This window comes from Streptomyces sp. NBC_00568 (assembly GCF_026341855.1).
GTDB lineage: Bacteria > Actinomycetota > Actinomycetes > Streptomycetales > Streptomycetaceae > Streptomyces.
This window is the reverse complement of sequence record NZ_JAPENW010000002.1, coordinates 39,275-64,702: the sequence shown is the minus strand read 5'-3', so window position 1 is coordinate 64,702 and position 25,428 is coordinate 39,275. Positions and strand designations below refer to the sequence as shown.

Here is a 25,428-nt window from a genome sequence, read left to right as displayed (position 1 = left end):
GTGGTCTGCATCGCGCAGGAAAGGTTCGATGCTGGCCCAAGCAGCAAGAGTTTCCAGTCCGGGACTAGGGGTAACGGGGAGGCCGAGTCGGCCACGGAGTTGTCCGCCGGTGTCCCAAGGCAGGAAGCTGGCTGGCAGATGGGCATCGTCGAGGACACCGCCAAGGTCGGCGTGCTGGGCGAGGTGCCGCCGAACGTAAGGGTGCGGGGGAACCTCTGCCGGGGTGCTGGCCAACTCCGCTAGCCGGTCGGCGATTCGCCGGTGGACGTCGGCTGGCGGATCCGGCTGCTGGATTGGAGTCACTACTGCCTCTCTTTTGGCACGTACAGACGGTGAGGCTCGTCTCGAAGGACCTCCGCAAGGCGTTCGTGAGCAAGGCGGTACACGATGCGGCCGTCTTCTGCGTCCTGTGCGAAGTAGCCGACCAGGCGGCTGGCACGGAGGGCTGCGATGGCCGCATCGGCGTCAGGCAGCGGCCGATCGAGGATCGCTTCAGTCACGGCTGGCCAGATCGGGCCCCACGGGATGCCGGCGCCCTGCGCGAACGCAGCGGCCCGGAGGAGTCCCAATGCAGTCTCTGGCGGCAACTCCGGTGTGTTCATCCCGCGCAGTTCCTCACCGAGAAGGCCAACCAGCCCCTGCCCGAGAGAGTCCCACCAGTAGGGGTCGTTAAGGCGATTACCGGGATGGTCCGCCTCACGAATCTGATCCCCTGCGATGCGGGCATCGAGGAAGGAGACTGCGGGGATGTGTCGCGTGATCCGGCCTGCGGTCTCGGTGACGTCGAAGGAGTGGTCGTCGATGTCGTCGAGCAAAGCCTGGAGGTAAGCCTGGATGTCTTGGACGGTGTCTGGGCCGTCGGTGCGCAGTTCCAGCGGCGGGATGTCGGCGTCTGCAAGCAGACGAATAGTCAGGGCTCGTCTGAGGTGGTCCAGCAGTGCGGTGTCGTCAGCGGCGGGCGCCCCTTTGGTGAGGTGGCTGCGAACGCCGATGATGAGCTTCGGCGTGCCAAAGCGGGTTTGCGCGAGAGGGGCAATGAGCTGGGGGATCAGGCGGTAGGGATCATCCGCTTCGTCCAGGCCGTCGATAACGAAGGTGACGGTCTTGCCGGTGCTGGCGATGTCGTGCAGGGCCTCAAGGAGAGCTTCGCGCATGTCAGCAAGGTGGTCCTGCCCCTGCCTGGAGGTCGGTGGCTTGCCTCCAATTCCATCGAGCAGCGCTGCGATGACACCTTCGGCCGAGCGTTGGCGCGCGCGAACCGCGACATCGACGGAACCCACCGGTGGCACAGTCTCGGTGGGGGTGTGCACGAGGGCTTGAGCGAAGGCCGGGTCCGCGCGGAAGCCGGAGTCGCTGAGGGTCACGGCTCGGCCGATAACGGCTGACTTTCCGCTGCCGGCGGTCCCGGTGATGATCAAAGACGGGCTTCTTCCCTGGAGCGGTCCGTCGCGCAGGAAGTCGGCCAGTGCCCGGGTGAGGGGCTGGCGGCCGGAGAAGTACCAGCCGGGGTCGGTGCGATGGGGACGACCACTGGCACGGCTGATCCAGAACCGCATGTCAGCGTCGCTAGTGGCGACCTGGCTGCGTTCGGGGGCGACGAGGGCTGGTTGATAGCCGGGGTTGGGTAGGCACAGGTGCTTGGCGGAGGAGCCGTCCGAGCCGAACAGAGCCTTCGGCGGTTTGCACTCGATCGCTTCAGCGGCCAAGTTCAGTTGTTCGAGGAACTCGGCGAAGCTCAGGTAGGGGTTGGTGAGCTGCGCCGAGGTTCGCAGCTGCTGTTGGACCTGAGCGAGGAGATGACTGAGGTTGCGGACACCGACGGTAGTGCGGATATCAGTGGTGGCCAGACCGACGACGGTGGGACTGTTGGCGCGTTTCGCGCTGAGATCGGCCCTGAGTTGGGAAAGGTCGATGTCAGCGCCGTGCGCCTGACAGGTGTTGACGATCACGAGAACGTGCTCAGCGTGTGAACCGATGGCTTCGAGGACGAGGTCGGCAGTGCGGTAGGCGGTGACTGGCAGCCGATCTAGCTGGGTCTTGGGCAGCAGGAAGTAGTGACTGCCGCCGGAGCCGGCGTGGCCGTGGCCGGAGATGAACAGCACGATGGCGTCCTCAGCGGGTGCCTCATGCAAATCAATTTCGTGCAAGAAGTTGGTCAGGTCCCAGCAATGTTGGAGCTCCAGAGCCTGTTCCGGAGCGAACCGGCGATCGCCCAAATCGGGGGCGCGCCACCAGACGTCGAGGGCTTGGAGCTGCTCCTTCATGCCCTCGATGAACTCTGTGTCCTCGTCCCCGTAGTCCAGTACGGCGATCGTCACGAGGCGGCGTCGGACACGGTCACCAAGCAGCGAATCATCCTCTTTCGCACTGTTCATGACGATTAGTCTGCTGCACTGGGGGAGCAAAAGGAGATCTAAGGTGCAGCAACCACAAATTTGGAACCCATCTGCCCGGAAGAGCCGGGACACCACGGTGGACGCGGTAGTGATCGTTCCGGGCATCATGGGCAGCGAACTCATCGACGCCAAGACCAGTAAGGTGCTCTGGGGACTGGCGCCAAGTCTGCTCCGCGAAGCACTGGGCCGCGACGACGGTCTCCGGGCGCTGCACGTGACCGAGGCCGAGCTGGAGGGCGCAGGACCAGCGCGGGTTCAGCCTTCGGACCTGCTGCGGATCCGCCCCCAGTGGCTTTCTCTTCTGGAGGGCATCGAGCCGTATCACGACCTCGTCCAGATGGTGCGCAGCGCGGTGGTGGATCGGGCGGCGATGTTGGAGTTTGCGTACGACTGGCGGCTGTCGGTGGACTACAACGGGCGACAACTAGCTGAAGCGGCGCGCCAGCGCCTTGAAAAGTGGAAGGCGGTCGTTGCCAGCACGCCAGCATTGCGCGCCCGGTGCCAGGAGCGAATGCCGCAACTGGTGTTCGTGGCACATTCGATGGGCGGGCTGGTAACGAGGGCCGCCCTGCACCACCACAAGGATCTACAGCCTGATACCCGAACGGTGATCACTCTCGGTACGCCATTCCTCGGGTCGGCGAAGGCCGCAGTGATGCTGAACGGCGAGCGGGGTGAGGGTAGAGGTCCGGGTCGCGTTCGCAAGCGCTTGCAGGCCTTGGCCGCGACGCTGCCGAGTGTGCACGACCTTCTGCCGGACTACCGGTGCATCGATGAGGGACAGGAGGTATCTCGGCTTACCCCAGATGTGGTGGAGGGCATCGGCGGGAACAGCGAGCTTGCTCGCGCCGCGGCAGGCTTCCAGTTGAAGATGCGCACCGAGGCCGCTGTCGTACTGCCTGACCACCGCGCGGTCGCGGGCGTGGCACAGCCGACCGTACAAAGCGTTCGCATCAAGAACGGGATCGTCTATCCGGAGTACCGGGCGTTCAAGGTGGACGCGGCTGGTGAGCTAGTGCGGAACTGCCACGGGATTCCAAAAGGCTGGGACCGTTGGGGGGACGGCACCGTCTACCGGGATGCGGCCACCAATTCCGTTCGGCAGCCAGTCTGGATGCCCGTCCAGCATGGTGCCTTGGCCAAGCATGACAGCGCCTTGAAGTACATCCACAGCGTGCTCACTGAGTACGACGGCTATGCCGGGCCGCCGATGGGCCCTGGCGAGCTCGGGCTAGACCTGCCGGATGAGGGAGCCGTCGCCGGGGAGGCATGGGAACTTCGCGTGACCGGGCGCGACAGTCCGGTGTCAGTGACATGCGAGATCGTCAACGCCGAGACTGGCATCTGTGTGGCCAGACCACGCCTTTCCGGAAGGGAGGACGACATGGCGGCGATGGTGACGTTGCGCGAGCCGGGCCTGTATAGGGTCGCGGCCCGCGTGAGCGAGGCGGCACCAGTGACGCAGTTGGTGATGGCTTTCAGACCAGACGAGGTGTAGGTCGATGCTTGCGGTTCGCTTGACCGGTGGCCTGTTCATCAACCAGGAGAGCGCCGACAGCTACGGCACCCCCGCAGCTCTCAAGGCGGCCAGCTATGGCACCGCCCCGAGGTCTACTCGGCCGTCGCCGTCGCCCTCGGCCAGGCCGCTGTCGGCCCGCCGCCCCCAAGAGTCAGAGCAGTCGGTGTTCGAGCGGCGACCGGTGTGCGCGGCCGGTCCGTAGGGGAGTTCGTACTCGTCCATGGGCGCTGCCGGAGCCGGGCACCGCCAAGGACATCAATGAGGCGGCGCAGTCGTGCAAGTGCTACTCGAGGGTTTCAGCAGTGCCGGGGTGAGGCTGGCTTCGGGGAGCGGAAGCGTGGCCCGTTCCTGGGGCGGCGAGGGGCACTCAGCGATCCGGGCATTTCGAGTCCCAGCCGGTGGGGAGTGGAGTCCCCGCCGGACATGCGGACTGCGTCAGCATTGATCGGCGCGGCCATCGAGCGGTGCACGCCGTGCCGACGCTCGACGGCGGCGAAACTCCTCGAGGCGGACCCGATCGTGCTCGCGGTGACGGCCGGAGCGTTCTTCAGCCTGCACGCGTCACGCAATGCGGATCCGCAACGCTTCGCTGCCAGGCCCACCCAGCTGTTCTTCCTTCTCGCCTAGCATGACCGCGCCTCCGGAGGCGACTTCCGGATGTTGCCGGCGGGCGGGGAGCGGATGTCGCTGGCCGACCGCGCGGAACTCCTCGATGACCTACCGGACCTGTGGGCCTCATACGGCCAGCAGCACCCCGACCTCATCCGCGGCCAGGACCTCGCGCGGGTGAGCCTGTCCGCCACCCCACCGGCAAGGCCAGCGCTGATGAAGACGGTGTCACCCGTGATCCTGTCGGACACCCGTACACGGGGACGAGTGCTGCCGATCAGCCCGCTGTTCTACGCGCGCCAGACGACCTTGTACATGGTGGCGCTTCCAGCATCCATGCGACCCAGCTGCCCGTTCACCGGCCGTCCGTGACCCGCCACCCCAGCAAGGAGATCCGGATCCACGTGAGCGAGAACACCGAGGGCATCGCCCAGAACGCGGAGAACGCGGCTCGCTCCCTCGCCGAGCTCGTCTGCGACCTCCAGCACCGGGGAATCGAGTATCCGCTGGAGGCCTATCGGATCTACAGCTTCCTGACCCGCTGCGTGGGCGAGATGCGGACAGTCCTGGCCCTGCTCGAGGCCTCCGGAGAGGTGCTTCAGAGCGACGCCGAAGTCCAGCGGTATGCAGAGTCGGCCGTGCAGCTCGCGGGAGTGCTGGGCAAGGCCTACTCCGCTGTCGGGCACCTCGCGTACAAGGAGGCGACCATCGTACGAGAGCCGGGCCCACAGGTCTTGGCCTGACCGTTCGAGGGGCGGCGCGATCGTTCGTCTGCGGACGCGGTGATCGCAGGCCGGGACCGGAGGTGGCCCCGGCCTCCGCCGTGTCTCACGGCTGGCGGCCCGAGAGCGTCCGGACCGTCAACCGACTCCGAGAAGTCACATAAATGATTGAGATTGATTCGGAGGATGTGTGACTTTGTTCCGGCAAATGAGTGGAGTCGGGTATTCTGGAGGGGAGTTGAGTTCGGGAGGGTGAGTGAGTCAGCCACCGCAGGCAGAGAACGTGATGAACGTCAGTGAAGCCCGCAGCGATCTGTACGCCCTGGTCAAGAGCGCCGAAGACGACGGGATCACGACGATGATCCACAAGCGGGACGAGCGCGCTCTGCTGGCCCCACTCGACCGGTTCCCGGCCGCACGGAAGGCCGGCGCCTTCCCCACCTGGACGCTCAGCGCGGCGCAGAAGGACCTCGGCACCCTCATCAGCCGGGCGGCCAGCGGCGAGCCTCAAGTCCTCCGCCGGAACAGCACGCCCGTCGCGGTACTGCTCCCCGCCGACCCCGACGCGATTGCCCTCTCATCCGACACGGCCGCGCACCCTGGCGCGGCGCCCGCAGGAGGTGCGGTGAACAGCCGGCCCACTCCCAGCCGTGAGCGCGGCCGTCGCCTCGCCACCCTCGGCGACGCCATCGGCCACGTCCTCTCCTCCAACTCCGCCCCCGGCCTCTCCTTCGGCCTTACGGGCCTGGACGAGGCGACCGGAGGTCTGCACCCGGGCCGCCTGGTCCTGGTCGCGGCCGAACCCCAGGTGGGCGGCAGCCTGATCGGCCTCGCCGCCGCCCGCACCGCACTCGCCCGCAACGCCCGCGTCCTGTACGCCGCATCGGGCCCCAGCAGCGCGGACATCACCCGCCGCATCATCGCCGCGGAGGCCGGCGGCGACTACGCCCGCCTCAAGACCGGCATGCTCACCGGGCACGAGCAGGAGGTCGTCGAACGGCTGCGTCACGCGCCGCTGCTCATCGACGACGGCAGCGACCTGACCGCCGAGGCCATCGCCGACACCGCGCCTCTCGCCGACAATCTGGCGCTCGTGGTCGTGGACCGGCTGCAGCGGGCCCGCAACCCGCGCCTGCCCCTGTCCGGCGAACACCTTCCCGAGGCCAGCCAGATCCTGCGGGAACTGGCCCGCACCCAGCAGGTACCGGTCATCGCGGTCCTGGACACCGACGACCCGGCCATCGTCAACCTCCTGGACGCCGACGTCATCCTCACCCTCACCAACGCCCCCGGCCAGCAGGTGACGACGGTGACCGTCGCCGAACGCGACCTGGGCATCATCGCCAGCACACAGCTGTGGCCCGACCTCGCCCACGCCCGCTTCCTCGACATCACGCCCGCGCCCGCGGGGACCACCACTGCCGAGGCCGACGGTGGTGTGCCGGACAGCGTGGGCACTGCGGCTGACCGTGAACTGGCCGACGCCGCTCTGCCCTTCACCTCCGGGGCCGTCAAGGGACTGGCCGCAGAGGCCGCCCACCTGCTCGCGGCGCTGCGCACGGCGCTCGCAGGCGGCCACGTGAAGGACCTGGACGAACTCCACACCCAGCTCAAGGCGATGGCCGCGGCCGGAGTGCAGACACCCGACAGCGCCGAGGGCCGCCGCCTCACCGCAGCACTGGACGCCTACAACGCCGCCGTCCCGGCCGCTGCACTCACACAGCGTGCGGCTGGCGCCGCGGTCAGCGGCACCCCATCGGACGGGGTCCACACCGACACCGAAGACGACGAGGACGCGGCGCGGGACGACGATGACGGCCTGGCGCCGGGCGATGAGGAAGAGGAGCCGGAGGGCGCCGTCTTCCCCGGTCTGAAGATCCTCAAGGACGCGGTGAAGCGTTCGAAGATGCACCCAATCCCCGTCATCCGTACCGAGGAGCGGGAAGGCGGGCCGTGGCCGCTGATCAGTGAGGACATGTCCGGCGAACCGAAGTGGGTCCACCCGGATGTCACCAGCACCCGCGTCGCGCACATCCGGGACAACGGCAAGCGGGTACGCCGCGACAAGCTCGACGTACCCGCCTCCTTCGGGGACGGGCTGATGTGCCTGATCGACCGCAACGGCTCCTACCCCTCCGCCTGCTCAGCCGTTCCGCTCGCCCCGAACAAGCTCCTGCACACCGGCCCCCTGAACGCCTTCGACAAGGGCCAGGCCGGCATCTACCTCATCGACGTCCCGGAGTGGAACTTCCCGGGTATGCCGCACCCGCTCGGACAGCTCGTCGACCGGACCGACGAGCAGGGACGGGTGTGGGTGACCACCCCGCACATCAAGCAGCTGGAACGCCTGCACCGCGACGGCCACCTCACCCAGCGGGTGACGATCCACGACTCCTGGACCGGCAAGACCAACGAGTCGCTGTTCAAGCCCTTCTACGCCGCGGCGCGCGAGGCCCGCGCCGACCTCGTCCAGGTCGGCGGGGATGCGTACGCGAACTACAAGACCCGCCTGTCCATCGCCTTGCGCCTGCTGTGGCCCAAGCGCGAGGAACAGCGGTCGCCGTTCTGGCGGCCGGACTGGCGCATGAGCATGGTCGCCGAAGCCTCCGTCCGCCACTGGACGGTGGCCTTCAAAGCCGTCCAGGAGGGCCACACCCTCATCGCCCTGCGCAACGTCGACGCCGCCGTCTTCTGGACCCCCAACGAGACCCCGCCCGACACCTACCGGATCGGGACCGGCTTCGGCGAAGTGAAGGCCAAGTTCCTCCAGCCCGGCGAGTTCATCCCCGAAGGTGACGACTGATGGCCGGCCCCACAGGCCGCGGCAACTCCCTCGGCGCCGCCCTCAACGACCTCCTGCGCGCCCAGGTCACCCCCCGCCACCGGCTGTCCACCTACCACGCCAAACACTGGCACGCCCAGCTCAGCCAGCTCACCGGAACCCACCGCGGCTACGAAGCCCTCGAAAGCGCAGGCCTCGACGTCCGGCCCGACACCCTCTTCAAGTGGCTGTCGGATCCCGAATACAACGTCCGCCGCAGCTACCGCGACCTCATCCACACCGCCTACGAAAACGTCGCCATCGTCCCCGCCGAACCCCTCCCCGACACGGTGAAGAACGGCCAGTTCGAGATCAGCGGCAAGGTCAAAACCGGCAACGACGAACGCGAACGCGGCACCCGCCGCGCCGCCCCCCTGCGCATCGACGGCCGTCGCGGGGACTGGAGCGACATCGAGGAGCTGTGGCTGGCTGGCGACCTGCGCGATGACGACTTCGAGGACCGCTTCATCGACGACGTCATCGTCGCCGACATCGGCGAAGGCACCGACGGCTGGGAATTCTCCGGCGACTCCTACGCTGTTGAGCTCAGGTGACCTGGGCCGGGGCAGGCTGCAGCTGAAAAAAGTTGAGGCAAATCGGCCTCTGCCCGGGGCGCCGGCCGGTCTCAGGTGCGTTCAAAGACCGCGATGTCACGTCCAAGGACCACGACGATGCGGCCGTCGGACGTGAGCGCTACATCCCCGCATGCGGGTGCTACGAGGCACTGTAATAGCCGTCCCGCCCGAAGATCCCAGATCTGGGCGGTGCCGTCGTGGCCGCTGGTGATGGCGATGGGTGTGCCATCGAGGACCGTGCACGCCACCGCGCTCACCCATCCGGTGTGTCCTGCGAGAGGTTTGCCGATCGGCCTGCGCGTGACCAGGTCCCAGACCCGGATGGTGCCGTCGTGGCCGCCGGTGATGGCGATGGGTGTGCCGTCGAGGACCGTGCACGCCACCGTGCTCACCCATCCGGTGTGTCCTGCGAGAGGTTTGCCGATCGGCCTGCGCGTGACCAGGTCCCAGACTCGGACGGTGCCGTCGTCGCTGTCGGCGATGGCGATTTGTGTGCCGTCAAGGACCGAGCACGCCACCGTGCCTACCGGTCCGACGTGTACGGTGAGGGATTTTCCCAACTGTTGGCGCGTTACCAGGTCCCAGACCTGAACGAAGCCAGCGGAGCTGCCGGTGATGGCGATGGGTGTGCCGTCGAGGACCGTGCACGCCACCGTGCTCACCCATCCGAAGTGTAGGGTGAGCGGTTTGCCGATCGGCCTGCGCGTGACCAGGTCCCAGACCCGGATGGTGCCGTCGTGGCCGCCGGTGATGGCGATGGGTGTGCCGTCGAGGACTGTGCACGCCACCGCGCTCACCGGTCCGGTGTGTCCAGTGAGGGGTTCGCCGATCGGTAGGCGAGTGGTCAGGTCCCAGACCTGAACGGTGCCGTCGTTGCTGCCGGTGATGGCGATGAGTGCGCCGTCGAGGACCGTACACGCCACCGCGGTTCCTATACGCATGAGGCCGTGCTCTGTTCGGATAGGCAAGGTATTGCCTGACAAGTCCCAGATCTGGGCGGTGCCGTCGTCGCCGCCGGTGATGGCGATGGGTGTGCCGTCGAGGACTGTGCACGCCACCGCGCTCACCGGTCCGGTGTGTCCGGTGAGGGGTTCGCCGATCATTCGGCGAGTGGTCAGGTCCCAGACCCGGACGGTGGTGTCGTTGCTGCCGGTGATGGCGATGGGTGCGCCGTCGAGGACTGTGCACGCCACCGCGCTCACCGGTCCGGTGTGTCCGGTGAGGGGTTCGCCGATCATTCGGCGAGTGGTCAGGTCCCAGACCCGGACGGTGGTGTCGTTGCTGCCGGTGATGGCGATGGGTGCGCCGTCGAGGACCGTGCACGCCACCGCGCTCACCGGTCCGGTGTGTCCGGTGAGGGGTTCGCCGATCATTCGGCGAGTGGTCAGGTCCCAGACCCGGACGGTGGTGTCGTCGCTGCCGGTGATGGCGATGGGTGCGCCGTCGAGGACCGTGCACGCCACCGCGAACACCGGTCCGGTGTGTCTCATGAGGGGTTCGCCGATCGGTAGGCGAGTGGTCAGGTCCCAGACCCGGACGGTGCCGTCGTTGCCGCCGGTGATGGCGATGGGTATGCCGTCGAGGACCGTGCACGCCACCGCGCTCACCCATCCGAAGTGTCCGACGTGGGGTTCGCCGATCGGTAGGCGAGTGGTCAGGTCCCAGATCCGGACGGTGCTGTCGCGGCTGCCGGTGATGGCGATGGGTGTGCCGTCGAGGACCGTGCACGCCACCGCGAACACCGAATCGGTGTGTCCTGCGAGAGGTTCGCCGATCGGTAGGCGAGTGGTCAGGTCCCAGATCCGGACGGTGCCGTCGTCGCCGCCGGTGATGGCGATGGGTGCGCCGTCGAGGACCGTGCACGCCACCGCGCTCACCGGTCCGCTGCCCATGGTGATGGTGTCTTGCAGAGCGGTGGTGAAGTCGCTTCCGGTGGCTGATGTGGGGATCCATGTGCCCGGCTGGGCCTGGCGGTTGAGCTGCTCGTGAAGTGCTGCGGCGCCGGCACGTGCGGCGTTGAGCGCAAGGGCGATGCGGCGGACGGGCGCGGGAGCAGTGGCGTGGAGGTTAAGGGCTGTGCGGTAGACCGCGGCGGTGAGGCGGGCTGTGTCGCTCGTGGCGTGGCGGAGCTGGGGGGTGAGGGTGTCTGGCCGGGCGTGGACGAGGTATTCGGAGTCTTCGAGGATGTCGTCGACGCGCCCAGCTGCGGCGGCGTGGGTGGCGAGGTGGTTGAGGGTGTAGGGGTGTGCGCGGGACCAGTCGCGGCTGGCATCGCCGCGGTAGGGAACGCAGGCAGTGAGGATGTCGACGAACGCCCCGTGGATGGTGATGGCGTCGGTGCCTTCGCGGAGGTGTTCGGTGAGGGCCTGGTGGTAGAGGCGGTACGCGGAGCGTCCGTTCTCGGTGGCTTCGACGACGTAGGAGCCAGCGTTGCTGCGCAGCCAGAGGAGATCGTCGTCGGTGTAGCTGCGGCCGGAGACGGCGGAGGCGAGGGGGGCCCAGATGTCTTCCCAGGGCAGGCCCTGGCCTTCGGCGTAGGCAAGAGGGCGCAGCAGGTCGGTGGCACGCTGGGCGTCGGGGCCGAGGCGGCGGGTGAGGTCGTCGCGCATGGCCTGCCCGGCATGGCGCGGCAGGCTCGCTCGCCAGGCAGGGTCATGGGGGTCGGCTACGGCTTCGGCGGAGGCGAGGGTGTAGGCGGCAAAACGGGCGACGAGGAAGGACGTGCCGGCGGCAGCCGCGACGGCCTCGGCAACCCTCCGCAGCAGCAGATGCCCCCGATGTCCGTCCAACATCCGGTACGAAGAGGTGCGGCGGCTCTGGATGAGGTTGCGCAAGGTGTAGGCGAGCAGCGCTTGGTGGTCGGCGTAGTCGGGGTTGTCCAGGTCGATGACCTGTTTCTGCTGTGCGGGCATGCTGGTGTCGATGCCGAGGCGATCGAGCAGGTAGGGGCGCGTGCCCAGCAGTAGACGGATGCGTCCCTGGGAGTGCTCGATGAGGGGGCGGATGATCTGTGAGCACAAGGTGTCGGGAGTGGCGGCCTCGTCGAGGGCGTCGATGAGGACGGTGAACGGGCGCTGGCTCTTGCCGTTCCGCTGTTTCAGTCCTTCGAGGAGATCACCGACCCGCGTGGATTTGAGGCCGACGGCGGCGGCGAGTCCTCCCAGGACTTCGCTGTTGGTGAGGTTCTGGGCATACATGACGACGTCGATGCTGCCTTCGCCGGGGATCATCTTCTCGTCGAGCCCCAGAGTGTCGACGGGCACGGTGCGGCGGCGCTCGGGCAGGGCAAGGGCGGAGATCAGGCCGAGGACGGCCGTCTTGCCCGAGCCTGGTCCGGCCGTGACGACCCGCACGACGTCACCCACCCCGGCCTCAGGAACAGGATGCCCGGTCGTGCGGAGGGGGTCTTTCCAGTTGAGCCAGTCGGCGAGTTCGGCAAGGACCTGGTGGCGGCCGCAGAACCACCAGCCGTGCGCGCCGTCCCCGTGGTAGCCCATGGCGCGCACCAGCAGACGGGTGGTGAACTCGGTATCCCGGCGGCGGGCGTAGGCATCGAACTCGGCGGCGTCCTGCAGGGCGAGGTCGACGTCGGTGAGGCGGACGTTGTGCCGCGGGTTGGTGAGGAAGTCGGGCGGCTCGCCGGTCAGCCCGAGCAAGGACAGGCTGATGTGCTGGTAGGCGGGCTTGTCCGGGTGTCCGTTCATCTGCTGCACCACGGCGGACACTGACAGATGTGTCGGCCCGTGCCCGGCGGTGGCCCTGCTGGTCACGGCTTGGCTGAGCAGTTCCGGGAACAGACCTGCCTTGGCCTGCTGGTGGGGTTGAGCGGACGACACGATCACCAGCCCGGTACCGGTCGTACTCTGCGCCCATTGGGTGCCGAGGCGTTCGAGGGCTTTGGCGGCGAGTTCGTTGCCGCCCTGGCCGGAGTAGCAGGTGTCCAGGATGAGCAGGAGTCGGCGGACGCGGGTGCCGCGAATCACCCGCACCAGGTCCGCGGTCGGCAACGACGTGAAGGGCACGTCGACAGGGTCGGTGTCTGACATCAGCAGCACATGCTCCCCACCGTCCTCGAGGACCTCCCCATGGCCCGACACATAGATGACGACAAGGTCGTCCTCACGGCGCTCGGCCGAGGTACAGAAGGCACGCAGGTGCTCACGCAACTGCTGCACGGTCGGGTCGAGACCAAGAGCGCTCTCGTGCCGGTAGCCGAGCTGCTGCGTGAACAGTTCGACGACCTGCTCACGGGCCCGGACGAGTCCGGGCCGGTCCCAGTCCGCACACTTGGGGTAGCGCGACACCGCAGTGGCGATCAGATAGCGGCGCGGCCCCTCGCCCTCAGACGGCTCGCTGCCGTCGGTGCCGCTCACGCCAGGCCGTCCGCGATCGCCTGCCCGCACAGCTTGTCCGTCAGATAGGCCGTCGCGTCATGCGCCTGCGCACCGTTGTGGACCACCGCGCAGCGCACCCGGTCCCCGAAAGCGGGCCGCAGATCCTTCACCAGGGCGACCACGTCCCCCGCGTCGGCCAGGTTCGTCCACACCAGGCCGTCACCGCCGGGCCACAGCCCGCGCAACTGCCCGCCGAGACCAAGCGGCGCTGGCTGCAAGCGGGGAAGGATCAGATTCTCGATGCCCAGCGGCGACCCGATCGTCACCAGGGCTCGCACCCGGTGCCCGGGCCGCGCGCACAGTGCCTCGTAGGCGACGACCGAGCCCAACGAATGAGCCACGACCACCCGGGTGTCGTCACCGATCCGCTCGACGACCCGGGCCAAGGCCCGGGCACGCAGGTCGGGGTCGGTGAGGTAGCGGCTCACCTGCTTCAGGTCGAACACCATCGCCCGTAGTGCCACTCCGGCGAAGAACCGCGACCCGGACAGCGCTCTCAGCGCCGCCTGCACCGACCGCGGGGTGGACACGAGCGTGTCCGCGCCGGGAGGCACCACGCCCGGATCGCTGTCGGCGGCCGCCTTCCACCAGGCGAGCAGCAGGTCTCGTTCAAGGCCTTCTGCTACGTCGGCGGTGGTGTAGGGCGGGTTGCCGACCGCCAGGAACTCTCCCTCGGGGCGGAAGAGATCGCCGTAGAAGCCGATCTCCATGTCCGGCTCGACAAGGCGGGCGGCCGAGCCGGCGCGGGTGAGCCCGTCGTTGAGTGTCGGTAACCACTGCTGGCGCAGTGTCTCTTCTCCGAGTGTCTGCTTGCCGATGCCATGCACTCCCACCACACGCGCCATGGCCTTGTGATGCCCCCGAACTCGCCCCCGTGAACTGTGTGGTCAGCACTGTAGAGCGAGACAGAACGGCACATACTGCAAATCCCGAAAGCGGTCAGCACTCGCGTCAGACAGAAGCGAACCTCGCGGCCCTGTCTGCTACGGCCGTTGCGAGGCATTTCGCGATCCGAATCGCTAAGGCTGCACGTCAGCGATGTGCACCCGGGCGTGGCCGCGTGAGTGGGAACCGTCGGCGCCTGTCCGGTCGGTCTTGGAACTCGATGACGGCCCGCGGCCGGCCCGCAGCCACAGCCGTCTGGTAGCGCTCATCCACCAGGCGAACGAACACGCGGTCGCGGCGGTCACCGGCTTCCATGGTGCGGCGCCAGCCAGGCCCTTCACGTTCCCACTGTTCGCGCGCAATCTCACCGCCGAAGTGTCCGTCGAGCTTCACCGAGAGTTTTTCGACGGACAGATGGCCGATGCGGAAGCGCTGCAGCCACTCGCCGAGAGCGAGTGACGTGATCAGGTGCTGTTGATGCCGTTTCAGGGTGACGGGTGCGACGGGCGGTGACCATGCCTGGAGCAGAGCCGGGTCGCTCAGTGCGAGTGCCGCGAGCTGCAGGTGGCTGTCTCTGATGGCCTGCTCGTTGCTCGTACGGGCTTGACGGACCTGGTAGATGAGCGAGAGAGCGACTCCGACCAGTGCAACGGCTGAGAGCACCACGGACACGGCTCCGTAAGCCTGGCTGATGTCACTGAGCTTCCCCCAGTCGGTGTCCGCGGGAGCCACTGCAGCCAGCACGAACGGTGTGGACGCGATCAGAACCAACAGCCCGAGTCCGAGGAGACTGCACGTCAGGACCATCCGTACTCTCAGCATGCGCTGAGCCGTACCTCGTCCAGTTCCGGTTGCCACATGCCCCCCTGAGACCCCGAGTGCCTGTTTGTTGACCAGAATGGAGTCGGCGTTGACGCCGGACAAGGGTGGGCGCGGGATCCGGTCACCTGCCGATGGCTCCTGCGCATGCCAGGTCACGCGGGCGCGCCTCCGATGCCTCGTTCGCCGCTGGCGGCTGTGCTGGGGCCGCCGCCTTGAGGTGATCGCGATGCAGTCCGCGTACTTGGCCGGCCCGCGAGGCCCGGCAGGATCCCGAGTGGGCCGCCACCGCGTTGGGCCTGGACGAGGGCGCGGTGCGACAGCTGCTGGCCCGATTCGGCCGTTGGAATCCCGACCTCGCACAGTGAAGCCGCGCTGTCCGAAGGCGACTTGTGCCATCGTGGACCTCACGTCTGGTCCGTCACTCCCCCCGTGGTGACGGACCAGACTCATTTGTTGCCATCACTGACAATCGGTGCGACCGCGGGAACGTCGCCAATGATCCTTTGATGGTCACCGAGTAGGCCCGCGTTCGCAGCGCGCGGCGGGAAGGCACGCCCGTGCTCAGCCCGCCTGACGGAGGCGCCCACTCGGCTGCGGTGGCGGCCCGGCGGCCGCTTACTGCTGCGGGGCAGTCAGCAGCGTATCGGGCAGATAGGCGGACCGGATGCCCAATTGCCAGCCGTGCGCAAGACAGGCGACGGCGGCCAGCGTGACGGCCCCCGCCGGAAGCAGAGTCTGGGCAGCCGGGTCGGCGCCGACGCTCTCGCGGTGCGCCACGAGTCGTTCCTCAAGAGCCCGCTCGAACGCCGCCTGGTCATCGTCGAGGAGAACGCGCAACAGCCGCTGGTCCCCAGTCAGTGTCCCGGCCGCATCGAGCTGTTCGGCCGTGCGCGCCCGCTCGGCAGCATCCGGCTTGCCCAGCGGTACCGGCCCCGGAAGTGCGCCGGGATAGCGTCCCTGGACGACATTCAGGTAGCCGCACAGGGCGTCCATCTCGGCGAGATCGGCCGGGTCCGACACCGACTCCCGCTTCGAGTACGGAACGCCGTCACGGATGGCGGGCGCATAGTCCTCGCGCAGCAGGGGGCCGATCACCCGGTCCCGGTCCCATATCAGGCCGCTGATCACGGCCCACGCAAACGCATCGGTCCACGTCCGTGCCGTAGTCACCGGGTCAGGCGGCTCCCACTCCTCCTCGTAGTGAAGCTCCTCGCTGCTGAGGGTCTCCGTCACGAGCGGGAGCGGAACCAGGAAGTCGCCGTCGGGGAAGCACGCGAGGCTCAGCACGCCCAGTGCGCACTCCGCAGCTGTGATCAGGGCGGTGCGCGAGTCGGGCGTACACAGGGCCGGGTCGCGGACGGTGCGCGCGGCGACGTGATCGGCCAGCTCCCCGCCGAGTTCCCTCAGACCTCGCCGCAGCGGCATATCGCCGTAGCGCATCTCGTGCCACCGGCCGAAGGCCCGACCCCACATCTCCTCAAGAGCCTGCTCGATCCGCTCTTCCGCAACGGTGTGACGCGCTACTTCTTTGATCGCCATGCCACCCATCCTGAGGGCCCACCGACAACGCAGTCCCCATCAAGTCGTCGGATCCTCCACCTCGCCCGGACCGTCCCACCCGTCTACGCCAGCGGCCGGGCCCGGGAGTTGCATCGTGTGGAATCTGCTCAGGTCAGGCACTGGAGCCCGGCCAGCTCCCACAGCCGCAGGGCTGAGCAGTCGGCCGGCCGCACGCGGAGCAGGCATGGGGACGCCTTTGTGGAACGTCACGTAATTCGGCTCTGGCGACGATCACGTGATGTTCTCTGGCCGACGCGTCGCGGCGCACTTGTGGCGGAGTACAGCTCACGCAAGGGTGACGTGCATGTCGCCCTCGGCCAGGACGTTGAGGACCTCGGCGAACAGGTCGTAGGGCTGGCCGTCCGGTGTCAAGGTCTTGGACAGGTGCTCGCGTGCGGTGACGGCGTCTCGCCAAAGCAGGGTTGCGGGGGCGGTGTAACCGAAGGTGCCGCCCAGGCAGTCGTCGAGGGCGTCCAGGCAGCCACCGAAGTAGCCGCCCGGTCCGTTCACCGCCTCGCCGAGCGCCAGGTAGAGGCCCGGTTCGTCGGTGATGTACCGACCGTCGAGTTCGTTGGCGTGACGATCCGGCCGGCCACGGTGGGCGCGCTGGCAGGCCCGCTCCCGGACGAGATCGAGCCAGGCCCCGCGGCGCCGGGTGTCGAGGCAGGCCCAGGCGCCCAGGGTGTTCGGTGGCCCGGCGAGCCACCGTTCCCAGATGGGCCGGGCGTATTCGGGGACGGGCGTGAAGAGCTTTCCTTCGAGCTCCAAGTCGATCAGGTCCGTCCCGTTGGAGGACGGTTGCCAGGCGGTGACTCTGGTCCACAGCAGTCGTTCCGTGAGGGGTTCGCCCTGGTCGTCCCATATCTCGAGGGCGGCCTCCTCGAGATCCAGCGCCCGCCGGGTGCCCTTCAGCAGTGCCGCCCTGAGCTGATCACTCGGGGTGAGTCCCCTCAGGACGAGCGGGGGTGCCACCTGCTCGGGTGGCAGGACGCGGGCAAATTCCCGGCACGAGCCCAGCCATCGATGGCCGTCGTGCACTCGGACGGAGCCCCTGTGGCCCTCGGGCGGGCCTTCGTAGTCGTCCAGACCGGTGAGCAGCAGACTGTCTGTTCCGGGGAACTGCCCTGAACTCTCCGCGTCCTCCAGCAGCCAAGGTTCGAGTCCCTTGTCGTCCGGCACCAGCCACACCCGGCTGCCTACCCAGTCCCGCACCTCGCCGACCGGGACCCAGTCGAGCAGTTCGTACGTCCCACGCCGTGGTTCCCCGAACAGCCCCTCCGCCTCGACGCAGACTCCCCAGGCATGGCCATGCTCGGTCTCCGTCAGCGTGTACCGTGTGGGCCCGCGATGGTTCTCGTCCTCCTGCACGGAGGGAATCATGCCTGGACCAGGCTTTCGCGGCGAACCCCTTTCCCTGTGGCGGGTCACGATCTCTCAAGGCTGAACACCCGAGTTGGCCACAAGCGATCAAGTTCCCTCGGTTCTGGCGGGTCACGTGACGTTCCCTGCCCTTGCGCGCGTCGCGACCCACAGGACTATGTGTGATCGGGGAGCATGATCGACGTGCTTATCGCAGAGTGTTGAGGACCTGTTTCGGCACCTGAGCGCAGTCGCCGTCGATCGGGTGGAGTCCGATGGTGTGTCGCTCGAACATTTGAGTGGGGAAGCTGACGCTGGCGATTACGTGACCGTTGACAGCCTTCGTCCCCACTCATCAAGTAGTCCCAAAACCAGACGAGTTACCCCTTCCGACACCTACGATCGCGTCATGACGACCACTGCAGAGGTCCCCACCATGCTGCGGTTCCTGTCGCTGGAGATCACGGCCCGGTGCCAGCTCACCTGCCTCTCGCACTGCTACACCCAGGCCGGGCCGACACGCGGTCACGGCAGCTTCCCTGTCAAGTTCATGTGTTCAGGTTGAGGGACTCCGTGCGGAGGGCTCTGGAGGGGGTCAACATGCCGTCCGTCCCGAGCGGGTGAAGGTCTCTGCCCGACGCCCCCTGCCCGTTCTCCTCTGAAGGAAGAGTGCGGTCGAGGTATTCGATGCATGCGGTTCTCGGACGGTCTCAGTCGTTGTCCGGAGAATTCACTTGCTGCAGACCGGACGCGTGTCTTGACGCCGCTTCTGTATTCGGCCCCTTCAGCCCCTGTCACCTATGCCCGGCAGCTCCGCAAGCAACTGATCGACCCGGATCCGGTGGTGCATGTCCTGCCCACTCAGCCCCGGCCGCCCGCCTGCGGCTGAGTACGTTCCGCCCGGCGGTGCTTCACGCTGCGACGCCGAGTTCCTTGCGGGTCCGGTGGGTGAAGTCGCGGACGGCCGGCTCGCGCTGCCACGGGGCGAGGGCCGTGTTGAACTCGCGGACGTAGTCCAAGCAGGGCGAAGCTCGCCAAGTAGTGAACCGGTCAGCTCGCCTGAGCGGCTCGCTTTAGTAGGTCACTATCTGTCCTATATGGCCTCTAGTCTGCGGTTTATGCAGAAACACGAGGACGGCGTCGAGATCCTTGTCCCCGCGAGCCCGGCCGAGCTGGAGGCGTGGCTCGAAGAGCATCACGGGGAGAAGGCCGCGCTCTGGGTGAAGATCGCCAAGAAGCATACCGGCATCCCGTCGCTCACCTGGGAAGAGATGGTCGACACGGTGCTCTGCTTTGGCTGGATCGACGGTCAGCGGCGAGGCTTCGACGACTCGTACTTTCTGCAGCGCACGACACCCCGCCGCCCCCGCTCCGCCTGGTCGCAGGTGAACGTCGACAAGGCCGAGGCCCTGATCGCGGCAGGCCGGATGCGCCCCCGCGGCCTGGCCGAGGTCGAGGCGGCGCGGGCGGACGGCCGCTGGGAGACGGCATACGCCTCGCAGAAGAACGCCACCGCACCACCGGATCTTATCGAAGCCCTCGACGCGAACCCTGCAGCGCGGGTGTTCTACGACATGCTCGGCAAGTCCGACCAGTTCACCCTCTACCTCGGCCTGGTCACCGCCCGTACCGAGAAGACGCGGCTGGCCCGCTTGGAGCGGATGGTGGCGTCGATGGCAAGGTCCGAGCGGCCATCATGATCGACCGCTCGGTCAACGCGCAGATCAAGGGCATCAAGGCCCGCGGAGGCTCATAGGGAGCCCCAAGAAGGCGCTGTCACGAAGCGTAACCGTCGTCTCGCGTCTCGGCGATCTCAGTGTCAGACTTTCATTCCGCACAGGTCCCCCGCGCAAAGAGTTCATGATTCAACAGACAGCCCGAACTCTTCGGGAACTTCACCTAAGAGCTCGTAACACGATCATGCGACCCAGTCCCCGTAGTCGTGTCGTGGTAGAGCGTGGGAGCGTGGCCTGGATCGTGGGCGATGGCCTGTGTGGGCAAGAGGGGCTGGATGAGCGTGGTGTGGGCGGCGACGTCGCCGGAATCGGGATTGTTCCATCCGGTTGAGAGATGTTCAGAGGTGAAGGATCTGTCAGACCGCTTCAACGACCTGCGTTCCCGTGGTCAGGGATACGTCGAGGTTCGGTCGCCGGACAGGGAGTTCCCGGTGCTGATCCTGGCCTTCCGAGATGATCACGCGGTCGTCCATCTGATGCGTGACACCGAGCGGATGTCTCTGCTCGCAGGAGACGGCACCGTGCCCTCGGGTGCCGAGGTCGAAGTCCCGATCATGGACGACCTCGCTGCGTTCACGGGCGACTTTGTCCTGGATATCGATCGGGCCTGGGACCTGGTGCACGACTTCATCAAGACGCGGGCGGCCGGCCCTCTGGGTGAGTGGTGTGAGCTGTAGCCAAAAGCTCGTGACACGATCATGATCGGTGCTTCTTCAGCCGCCTCCAGCAGATGAGGCCGCAGGCCAATGAGACGAAGGCGTCGTGGAGTTCGGTTCGGCGTTCCCAGCGGACGGCGAGGCGCTTGAACTGGTGGAGCAGGGCAAAGGTCTGCTCCACGACGTAACGGAGCTTGCCCAGGCCCTTGATATTCGGGGCGCCCTTGCGGGAAATGACCGGCAGGATCCGGCGCTTGCGCAGCTCCTCGCGGTGGGGGTTGGAGTCGTAGCCCTTGTCACCGAGCAGCGAATCGGGGCGGCGGCGTGGCCGGCCGGGACGCCCGGCCACGGGCGGGATGCCGTCGACCAGGGCGAGGGTCTGGGTGACGTCGTTGACGTTCGCCGCGGTGGTGATGACTTTGAGCGGGGTGCCGCGGCCGTCGCAGATCAAGTGATGCTTGCTGCCCGTCTTCCGCCGGTCGACCGGTGACGGACCGGTGTCGGCTCCCCCTTTTTCGCACGGATGTGGGAGCCGTCCACACACGCGCGGGACCAGTCGAGTTCGCCGGCCGCATTCAGCTCGGCGCGCAGAATGCGGTGCAGCCGGTCGAAGACCCCGGCCTGCTGCCACCGCTCCAGACGCCGCCAGCAGGTCTGACCCGAGCCGAACCCCAGCTCCAGCGGCAGCAGTTGCCAGGCAATGTCGTTGCAGAGCACGTACAGGATGCCCTGCAGACACAGCCGGTCCGCCACCGGCCGAGGCCCCGGTGATCGCTCAGGCCAGGGCGGCAACAGCGGCTCGATCAGCATCCACAAGTCGTCATCCACCATCCATGGCCGAGTACTCACACTCTCCCGAACGGCCGAATCGTCACATCGGTCACGCCCGACCAGGACACCTCAACAAGATCGTGTTACGAGCTCTAAGCCCAATCACCCCGAAAGGCAATAAGGAAACACGATGACCAATTCTAGCGATTTCCCCAAGCCCACCATTGTTCCGGTCAACGGCGTGGAACTCGAAGTCTTCGAAGCAGGACGAGAGAACAAGGGAAAGCCCATCGTTCTCTGCCACGGCTGGCCGGAGCACGCGTACTCCTGGCGTCATCTGATGCCCGTCCTCGCCGAAGCCGGCTACCACGTCATCGCACCGAACCAGCGGGGTTACGGCAACTCATCCCGCCCGGCCGAAGTGACCGACTACGACATCGAGCACCTGTCGGGCGACCTCGTCGCGCTCCTCGACCACTACGGATACGAAGACGCCACCTTCGTCGGCCATGACTGGGGTGCGTTCGTCGTCTGGGGACTGACCCTGCTGCACCCCAACCGTGTGAACAAGGTGATCAACCTGTCCTTGCCTTACCAGGTGCGCGGTGAAACGCCGTGGATCGAGGTCATGGAACAGTTCCTCGGCGGCGACTTCTACTTCGTCCACTTCAATCGACAGCCGGGCGTTGCGGACGCCGTGTTCGATGCCAACACCTCCCAGTTCATCCGCAACCTCTACCGGAAGAACGTGCCCCCTGCACCCCCTGAGCCGGGCATGGCATTTATCAATCTCGCCAAGGCGGAAACACCCCCCGGTGAGCCCATCATGAGCGACAGCGACCTGGCCGTATACATCTCCGGGTTCGAGACGTCGGGATTCACCGGCGGCATCAACTGGTACAGGAACCTCGACCGTAACTGGCACCAGCTGGCGGACGCGGACCCGATCATCCAGCAGCCCGCCCTCATGATCTACGGCGACCAGGACTTCGCGATCCCGAGGCTCGAAAACCTTGCAGAGTTCGTGCCCAACGTGGAAGTTGTCGGCCTGGACTGCGGGCACTGGATCCAGGAGGAAATGCCTGAGGAAACAAACCAGCTGATTATCAAATGGCTGGAACAGCAGGATGCCACCGTCTGAGTGGTCGATTTCTGGACTCTTGCCGCTGGTGCCTGCACTCAGCCGGTCAATGCCTTGATTTCCGTGTCCACGGAGTCGGCAGCGGGGGTCAGGTCTCCATCGAGCGAGTCATGGAATTTCAACACGCAGAACTTGACAGGGAAATCCCGTTCCATCCGCCGAGTGCCAATTTCTGGTCCTCCGGCCGCCGCCTCACCGCCCTCTGGGCCCTCGCGGCCCTCGGCCCGGACGCTGTGGCCACCCACCTGCGGGCCCTCGCCGCCGTCCATGACCCGCAGCCGTCAGCCGCCTGAAAGACACGAGGCGGCCGGCGGCGGCCTATCGTGGAATGCAGAGCCCGTGGCCGTGGGCGGCGGGAAGTGGGACCAGGAGAGCCCGGGGCAGACCGGGACCCTGGTCCCGCGCCATTCCCGCCCGGGCACGCACCACTCAACGTCCCCAGTCGCGTACGACTTCCTCATGCGCAATCGCGTACGACTCTGCATGCTCAACCGCTTGTTCGATCATGCTCAGGTGGTGGGAGGGCGGAACGGGACGACGTTGTCGGGCACGGACATGGGGGCGGATTCTGCGGGTGAGCCTTCTTTATGGGTGAGAACTGCGCTGGCCAGCGTCAGGTTGGTCACCAACTGACGGAGCTTTTCGAGCTCTTCGTTCTGGTTGGCGATGGTCTTCTTGAGCTTCGTGACGGTCTCCCGTAGCCGCTTCTCGGTCTCCGGGACCTGCCGGGTCTCCGTGCGGACGCGCTCTTCGAACTCGTTCTTCAGGTCCGCGTGCCGCTTGTAGAGGGCCATGCGGTGAACACCGGCCTCAGCAGCGAGGGCGGCGGCAGTGAAGCTGCCGTTCGAGGATGTGGCCTGTCCGGCCAGCAGCCGGTCCATCGCCTCACGGATGCGGGTCCGTTCGTCCTGCGGCTGCTGGGTCATGTCAGGGCCTTGGCGGTCTGAGCGGTGGCGTCATGGGCATCGGCCCTCTTGCGAAGATTTTCGGCATTGCGGCGCATCCGATTGGCGAGCTTCTCCGGGACGAAGGCGGCCCCGCGATCGACCTCGTCGGCCTTCTCCCGCAGCTGACGGGCGTGGGTGTCGGTGCGGACTGCATTGCCGCAGCCCTCCTTGCAGTCGTACTGCCTCGGCGCGGTCGCCCCCGGCTCAGGCTCGCAGAGCGCGTTGTCGTGCTTGAACGCGCAGATCACAAACGCGTCCGGGTTGTCGTAGAGGACGACGCCGTCCCGAGCGAGGAATTTGGCGGCTTTCTTCGCGAATGTCTTGGGGACGATGCGGCCCTCGAACCGCGGAGTCGTCGCCGCAGCGGTGATAGCCCGGCGGGCGGCTGGACCGGAGATCTTCTCTCCAGCAGCGACGCGGTCACGCAAGTGGGCAGCCGTGTCCGCGGCGGCCAGGGCTGTCTCGACGTCGAGGACGGAGTGCATGCCGCCGCGGCTGCGGGAGCTGTAGCCGCTGGATGTCCGGGCGTCCAGGACGGTGCGCATGTGCCCGTACTGGATCGCGAGCGCGACCAGCCCCGCAACGCCGCCCGCACCGCGCTGCCGTCGGTGTCGTCGCTGTGCGGGCGGTGCGGCGACGGCAGGGCGGCGATCCTCCCGGACGGCCAGGTGGCAGTGTGCGAGCTCGGGCGGTTCCTGACCGCGGGCAGCATCCGGGATACGAGCCTCACCTCGGTCCTGTCCGGCGACGCGTGGGTGCGGGCGACCGCGCGTGTCCCGCGCCGGGCCGATGCTGCTCCCTGTGATCCGGACTGCTCGCCGAACGACGACACCTGCCAGCCGAGTTCCGGCGACACGTGCAGCCCGTCGGACGGCTGACGCCCGCCAACCATGAGCAGCAGGAGGAGCAGATGACCGGGACTGTGGGCGTGGGCGTGGACTGGCAGGCTCGTGCGCGTGGCCTGGCCGACGCCGTGTGCCGGCCGGAGTCCCGGTGGTGGAAACCCCTCGCCGGCGTCCCGCGGCATCTTTTCGTGCCACGCTGGTGGGAGCGGACGGCCAGCGGCAGGACGGTCCGCGACGGCGCCGCCGACCCCCTCGCATGGCTGGGGAGCGCCTACAGCGACGCCACGCTGGTGACCCGGGTCGGTCCGCTGCATGCCGACCACGCCGTACCGGGGACGATCGCCTCGGGCAGGCCGACCTCGTCCTCGACCCTGCCCACCCTGATGGTGACCATGTACCGGCACGCGATGCTCGGCGACGGCTCCCACACGCTGGTGACGACCGGCACCGGATACGGCACCGCCCTGGCCTGCCACCGGCTCGGCGCCCAGTGGGTGACGAGCGTGGACGTCGACCCCTACCTCGTGAAGGTTGCGGCCGGCCGGCTGGCCGCCATCGGACTGCACCCGCACACTTCTGTCTGCGATCTCACCCAGGCGCCTCTTCCCGGACAGTTCGACCGCATTGTCTCCACCGTGTCGGTCCGGCCCGTCCCCGCCGCCTGGCTTCACGCGCTGCGCCCCGGCGGGCGGCTGGTCACGACCATCACCGGCACCGGGCTGATCCTCGTCGCCGACAAGACACCGGACGGTGGCGCCCGCGGGCACATCGCCTATGACGGGGCCTCGTTCATGAGCACCCGTCACGGCGACGACTACGACGACACCACCCCGGCGGCCGCGGTGTGGAAGGCGTCGGACGGCGACGGCGACGACGTCATGACCAGCCGGTATCCACTGCTGTACGTACCGGACTCCTGGGCCGTGCGCTCGATGCTGGAACTTACAGCCCCCGGTATCGAGCACCGCACCCAGCGCGGCGACAGCGGAGGGCGCACCGTCTGGATGGCGCACCCCGACGGCTCCTGGGCACGAGCCCACGCCGACGGCCCACGCCAGTCACCGATGGTCCACCAGGGCGGCCCACGCCGCCTGTGGGACCTGCTGGAGGAGATCCGCGACCGCCTCAACACCGTTGGCGAACTACCCGTCTACGGCGCCGCTGTCACGATCACCCCCGCCGGCGAGACCACTCTCTCCCGCGGCCGGTGGTCAGCCACCCTGTGACGACGTTCGACGACGCCCAGCCCGCAACCCCGATCGCGGCTTCTACCAGCCCTGATCTCGGCCCGGCGGGTCACACTGCGCCGACTCATCGTCCGGGCCCTGGAAGCCGCGTCGAACCAGAAGGTGCGCGCGGCCCAGGGGCTGTTACTCACTTTCGGGTGACGGCCAGCTGTTTGGTGGGGTGGCGGTACCTGGCGGTCAGTGCCTGATGGCTACTGCTGCAAGGCTGCTGAGGTCGGGCCCGCGTCAACTTCGTACACCGGTGAAATGGATGGCTGTTGCAGCCAAGTGTCACGGCGGTGCGGTTGATCGGTAACGCACCCCGGATGACGTTCACATCCCGACGGGTCGGAGGGCAGGGTGTGAATGCGCGGCCGGCCGGCCGCCACTTGCACACCGCACAACCCGACTCCCACCAGGGCGTTTTGAGGTTGTGCCCGCACA

General features: G+C 67.5%; 21 protein-coding genes. 12 read left to right on the top strand and 9 right to left on the bottom strand.

From position 1 onward, the window contains the following. Positions 1-302: 302 nt before the first annotated feature. The gene (locus OOK38_RS32610) at positions 303-2,375 is read right to left on the bottom strand and encodes an ATP-binding protein (protein ID WP_266849569.1); all 2,073 of its coding nucleotides are present in this window, start codon (positions 2,373-2,375) and stop codon (positions 303-305) included. Between the two features lie 43 nt (positions 2,376-2,418). Here OOK38_RS32610 and OOK38_RS32605 point away from each other — a divergent pair, with 43 nt between their 5' ends. From OOK38_RS32605 to OOK38_RS32580, 6 genes are all read left to right on the top strand, one after another. After that, on the top strand, positions 2,419-3,894 hold the full coding sequence (locus OOK38_RS32605) for a triacylglycerol lipase (protein ID WP_266849568.1): 1,476 nt from the start codon (positions 2,419-2,421) through the stop codon (positions 3,892-3,894). Positions 3,895-4,338: 444 nt separating this feature from the next. Next, entirely contained in the window at positions 4,339-4,542 is a 204-nt protein-coding gene (locus OOK38_RS32600; protein ID WP_266849566.1) for a hypothetical protein, read from the top strand. A gap of 54 nt (positions 4,543-4,596) precedes the next feature. After that, positions 4,597-4,896, top strand: coding sequence for a hypothetical protein (locus OOK38_RS32595; protein WP_266849564.1), 300 nt, complete (start codon positions 4,597-4,599; stop codon positions 4,894-4,896). A 32-nt stretch (positions 4,897-4,928) separates the two neighbouring features. Next, positions 4,929-5,267, top strand: coding sequence for a hypothetical protein (locus tag OOK38_RS32590; RefSeq protein ID WP_266849563.1), 339 nt, complete (start codon positions 4,929-4,931; stop codon positions 5,265-5,267). Positions 5,268-5,532: 265 nt separating this feature from the next. Beyond that, the gene (locus tag OOK38_RS32585) at positions 5,533-8,049 is read left to right on the top strand and encodes a type II toxin-antitoxin system prevent-host-death family antitoxin (protein ID WP_266849561.1); all 2,517 of its coding nucleotides are present in this window, start codon (positions 5,533-5,535) and stop codon (positions 8,047-8,049) included. Then, positions 8,049-8,621 carry a hypothetical protein gene (locus tag OOK38_RS32580; RefSeq protein WP_266849560.1) on the top strand — a complete coding sequence of 191 codons (573 nt, stop codon included), beginning with the start codon at positions 8,049-8,051 and terminating at the stop codon, positions 8,619-8,621. The genes OOK38_RS32585 and OOK38_RS32580 overlap by 1 nt, the downstream gene beginning before the upstream one ends. A gap of 71 nt (positions 8,622-8,692) precedes the next feature. Here OOK38_RS32580 and OOK38_RS32575 read toward each other — a convergent pair whose 3' ends face one another. The 5 genes from OOK38_RS32575 to OOK38_RS32555 all read right to left on the bottom strand — a co-directional run bounded on the left by OOK38_RS32575 (position 8,693) and on the right by OOK38_RS32555 (position 17,683). Continuing rightward, positions 8,693-13,015, bottom strand: coding sequence for a WD40 repeat domain-containing protein (locus OOK38_RS32575; protein WP_266849558.1), 4,323 nt, complete (start codon positions 13,013-13,015; stop codon positions 8,693-8,695). Next, positions 13,012-13,881 carry an alpha/beta hydrolase gene (locus tag OOK38_RS32570; protein WP_266849556.1) on the bottom strand — a complete coding sequence of 290 codons (870 nt, stop codon included), beginning with the start codon at positions 13,879-13,881 and terminating at the stop codon, positions 13,012-13,014. The genes OOK38_RS32575 and OOK38_RS32570 overlap by 4 nt, the downstream gene beginning before the upstream one ends. Positions 13,882-14,068: 187 nt before the next feature. Then, complete coding sequence (locus OOK38_RS32565) at positions 14,069-14,743, bottom strand: DUF6082 family protein (protein ID WP_266849554.1); 675 nt, start codon at positions 14,741-14,743, stop codon at positions 14,069-14,071. Positions 14,744-15,358: 615 nt separating this feature from the next. Beyond that, the gene (locus OOK38_RS32560; RefSeq protein ID WP_266849552.1) at positions 15,359-16,282 is read right to left on the bottom strand and encodes an immunity 49 family protein; all 924 of its coding nucleotides are present in this window, start codon (positions 16,280-16,282) and stop codon (positions 15,359-15,361) included. Positions 16,283-16,588: 306 nt separating this feature from the next. Further along, positions 16,589-17,683, bottom strand: coding sequence for a barstar family protein (locus OOK38_RS32555; RefSeq protein WP_266849550.1), 1,095 nt, complete (start codon positions 17,681-17,683; stop codon positions 16,589-16,591). A 388-nt stretch (positions 17,684-18,071) separates the two neighbouring features. Here OOK38_RS32555 and OOK38_RS32550 point away from each other — a divergent pair, with 388 nt between their 5' ends. The 3 genes from OOK38_RS32550 (at position 18,072) to OOK38_RS32540 (ending at position 20,075) form a co-directional block, all read left to right on the top strand. Then, positions 18,072-18,227, top strand: coding sequence for a hypothetical protein (locus OOK38_RS32550; RefSeq protein ID WP_323178858.1), 156 nt, complete (start codon positions 18,072-18,074; stop codon positions 18,225-18,227). A gap of 553 nt (positions 18,228-18,780) precedes the next feature. Next, complete coding sequence (locus OOK38_RS32545; protein WP_266849549.1) at positions 18,781-19,362, top strand: YdeI family protein; 582 nt, start codon at positions 18,781-18,783, stop codon at positions 19,360-19,362. 311 nt (positions 19,363-19,673) lie between these two features. Beyond that, on the top strand, positions 19,674-20,075 hold the full coding sequence (locus OOK38_RS32540) for a hypothetical protein (RefSeq protein WP_266849547.1): 402 nt from the start codon (positions 19,674-19,676) through the stop codon (positions 20,073-20,075). A gap of 19 nt (positions 20,076-20,094) precedes the next feature. On the opposite strand, the gene OOK38_RS32535 is transcribed toward OOK38_RS32540, so the two are convergent. Continuing rightward, positions 20,095-20,885, bottom strand: a protein-coding gene (locus OOK38_RS32535; RefSeq protein WP_266849545.1) for an IS5 family transposase whose coding sequence is annotated in 2 segments (ribosomal slippage) — positions 20,095-20,583 and positions 20,586-20,885 — 789 coding nt in all. Because the reading frame shifts where the segments join, the coding sequence is not laid out codon by codon here. A 130-nt stretch (positions 20,886-21,015) separates the two neighbouring features. Here OOK38_RS32535 and OOK38_RS32530 point away from each other — a divergent pair. Then, on the top strand, positions 21,016-21,966 hold the full coding sequence (locus OOK38_RS32530; RefSeq protein ID WP_266849544.1) for an alpha/beta fold hydrolase: 951 nt from the start codon (positions 21,016-21,018) through the stop codon (positions 21,964-21,966). Positions 21,967-22,475: 509 nt separating this feature from the next. Here OOK38_RS32530 and OOK38_RS32525 read toward each other — a convergent pair. Beyond that, positions 22,476-22,892: a hypothetical protein gene (locus tag OOK38_RS32525; protein WP_266849542.1), complete on the bottom strand. Its 417-nt coding sequence runs from the start codon at positions 22,890-22,892 to the stop codon at positions 22,476-22,478. Continuing rightward, on the bottom strand, positions 22,889-23,458 hold the full coding sequence (locus tag OOK38_RS32520) for a hypothetical protein (protein ID WP_266849540.1): 570 nt from the start codon (positions 23,456-23,458) through the stop codon (positions 22,889-22,891). The genes OOK38_RS32525 and OOK38_RS32520 overlap by 4 nt, the downstream gene beginning before the upstream one ends. On the opposite strand from OOK38_RS32520, the gene OOK38_RS32515 reads away from it, so the two are divergent. Continuing rightward, positions 23,459-23,791: an SPASM domain-containing protein gene (locus tag OOK38_RS32515; protein ID WP_266849538.1), complete on the top strand. Its 333-nt coding sequence runs from the start codon at positions 23,459-23,461 to the stop codon at positions 23,789-23,791. It begins immediately after the preceding gene. Between the two features lie 32 nt (positions 23,792-23,823). Then, positions 23,824-24,984 carry a protein-L-isoaspartate(D-aspartate) O-methyltransferase gene (locus tag OOK38_RS32510; protein ID WP_266849536.1) on the top strand — a complete coding sequence of 387 codons (1,161 nt, stop codon included), beginning with the start codon at positions 23,824-23,826 and terminating at the stop codon, positions 24,982-24,984. The last annotated feature ends 444 nt before the right edge of the window (positions 24,985-25,428 follow it).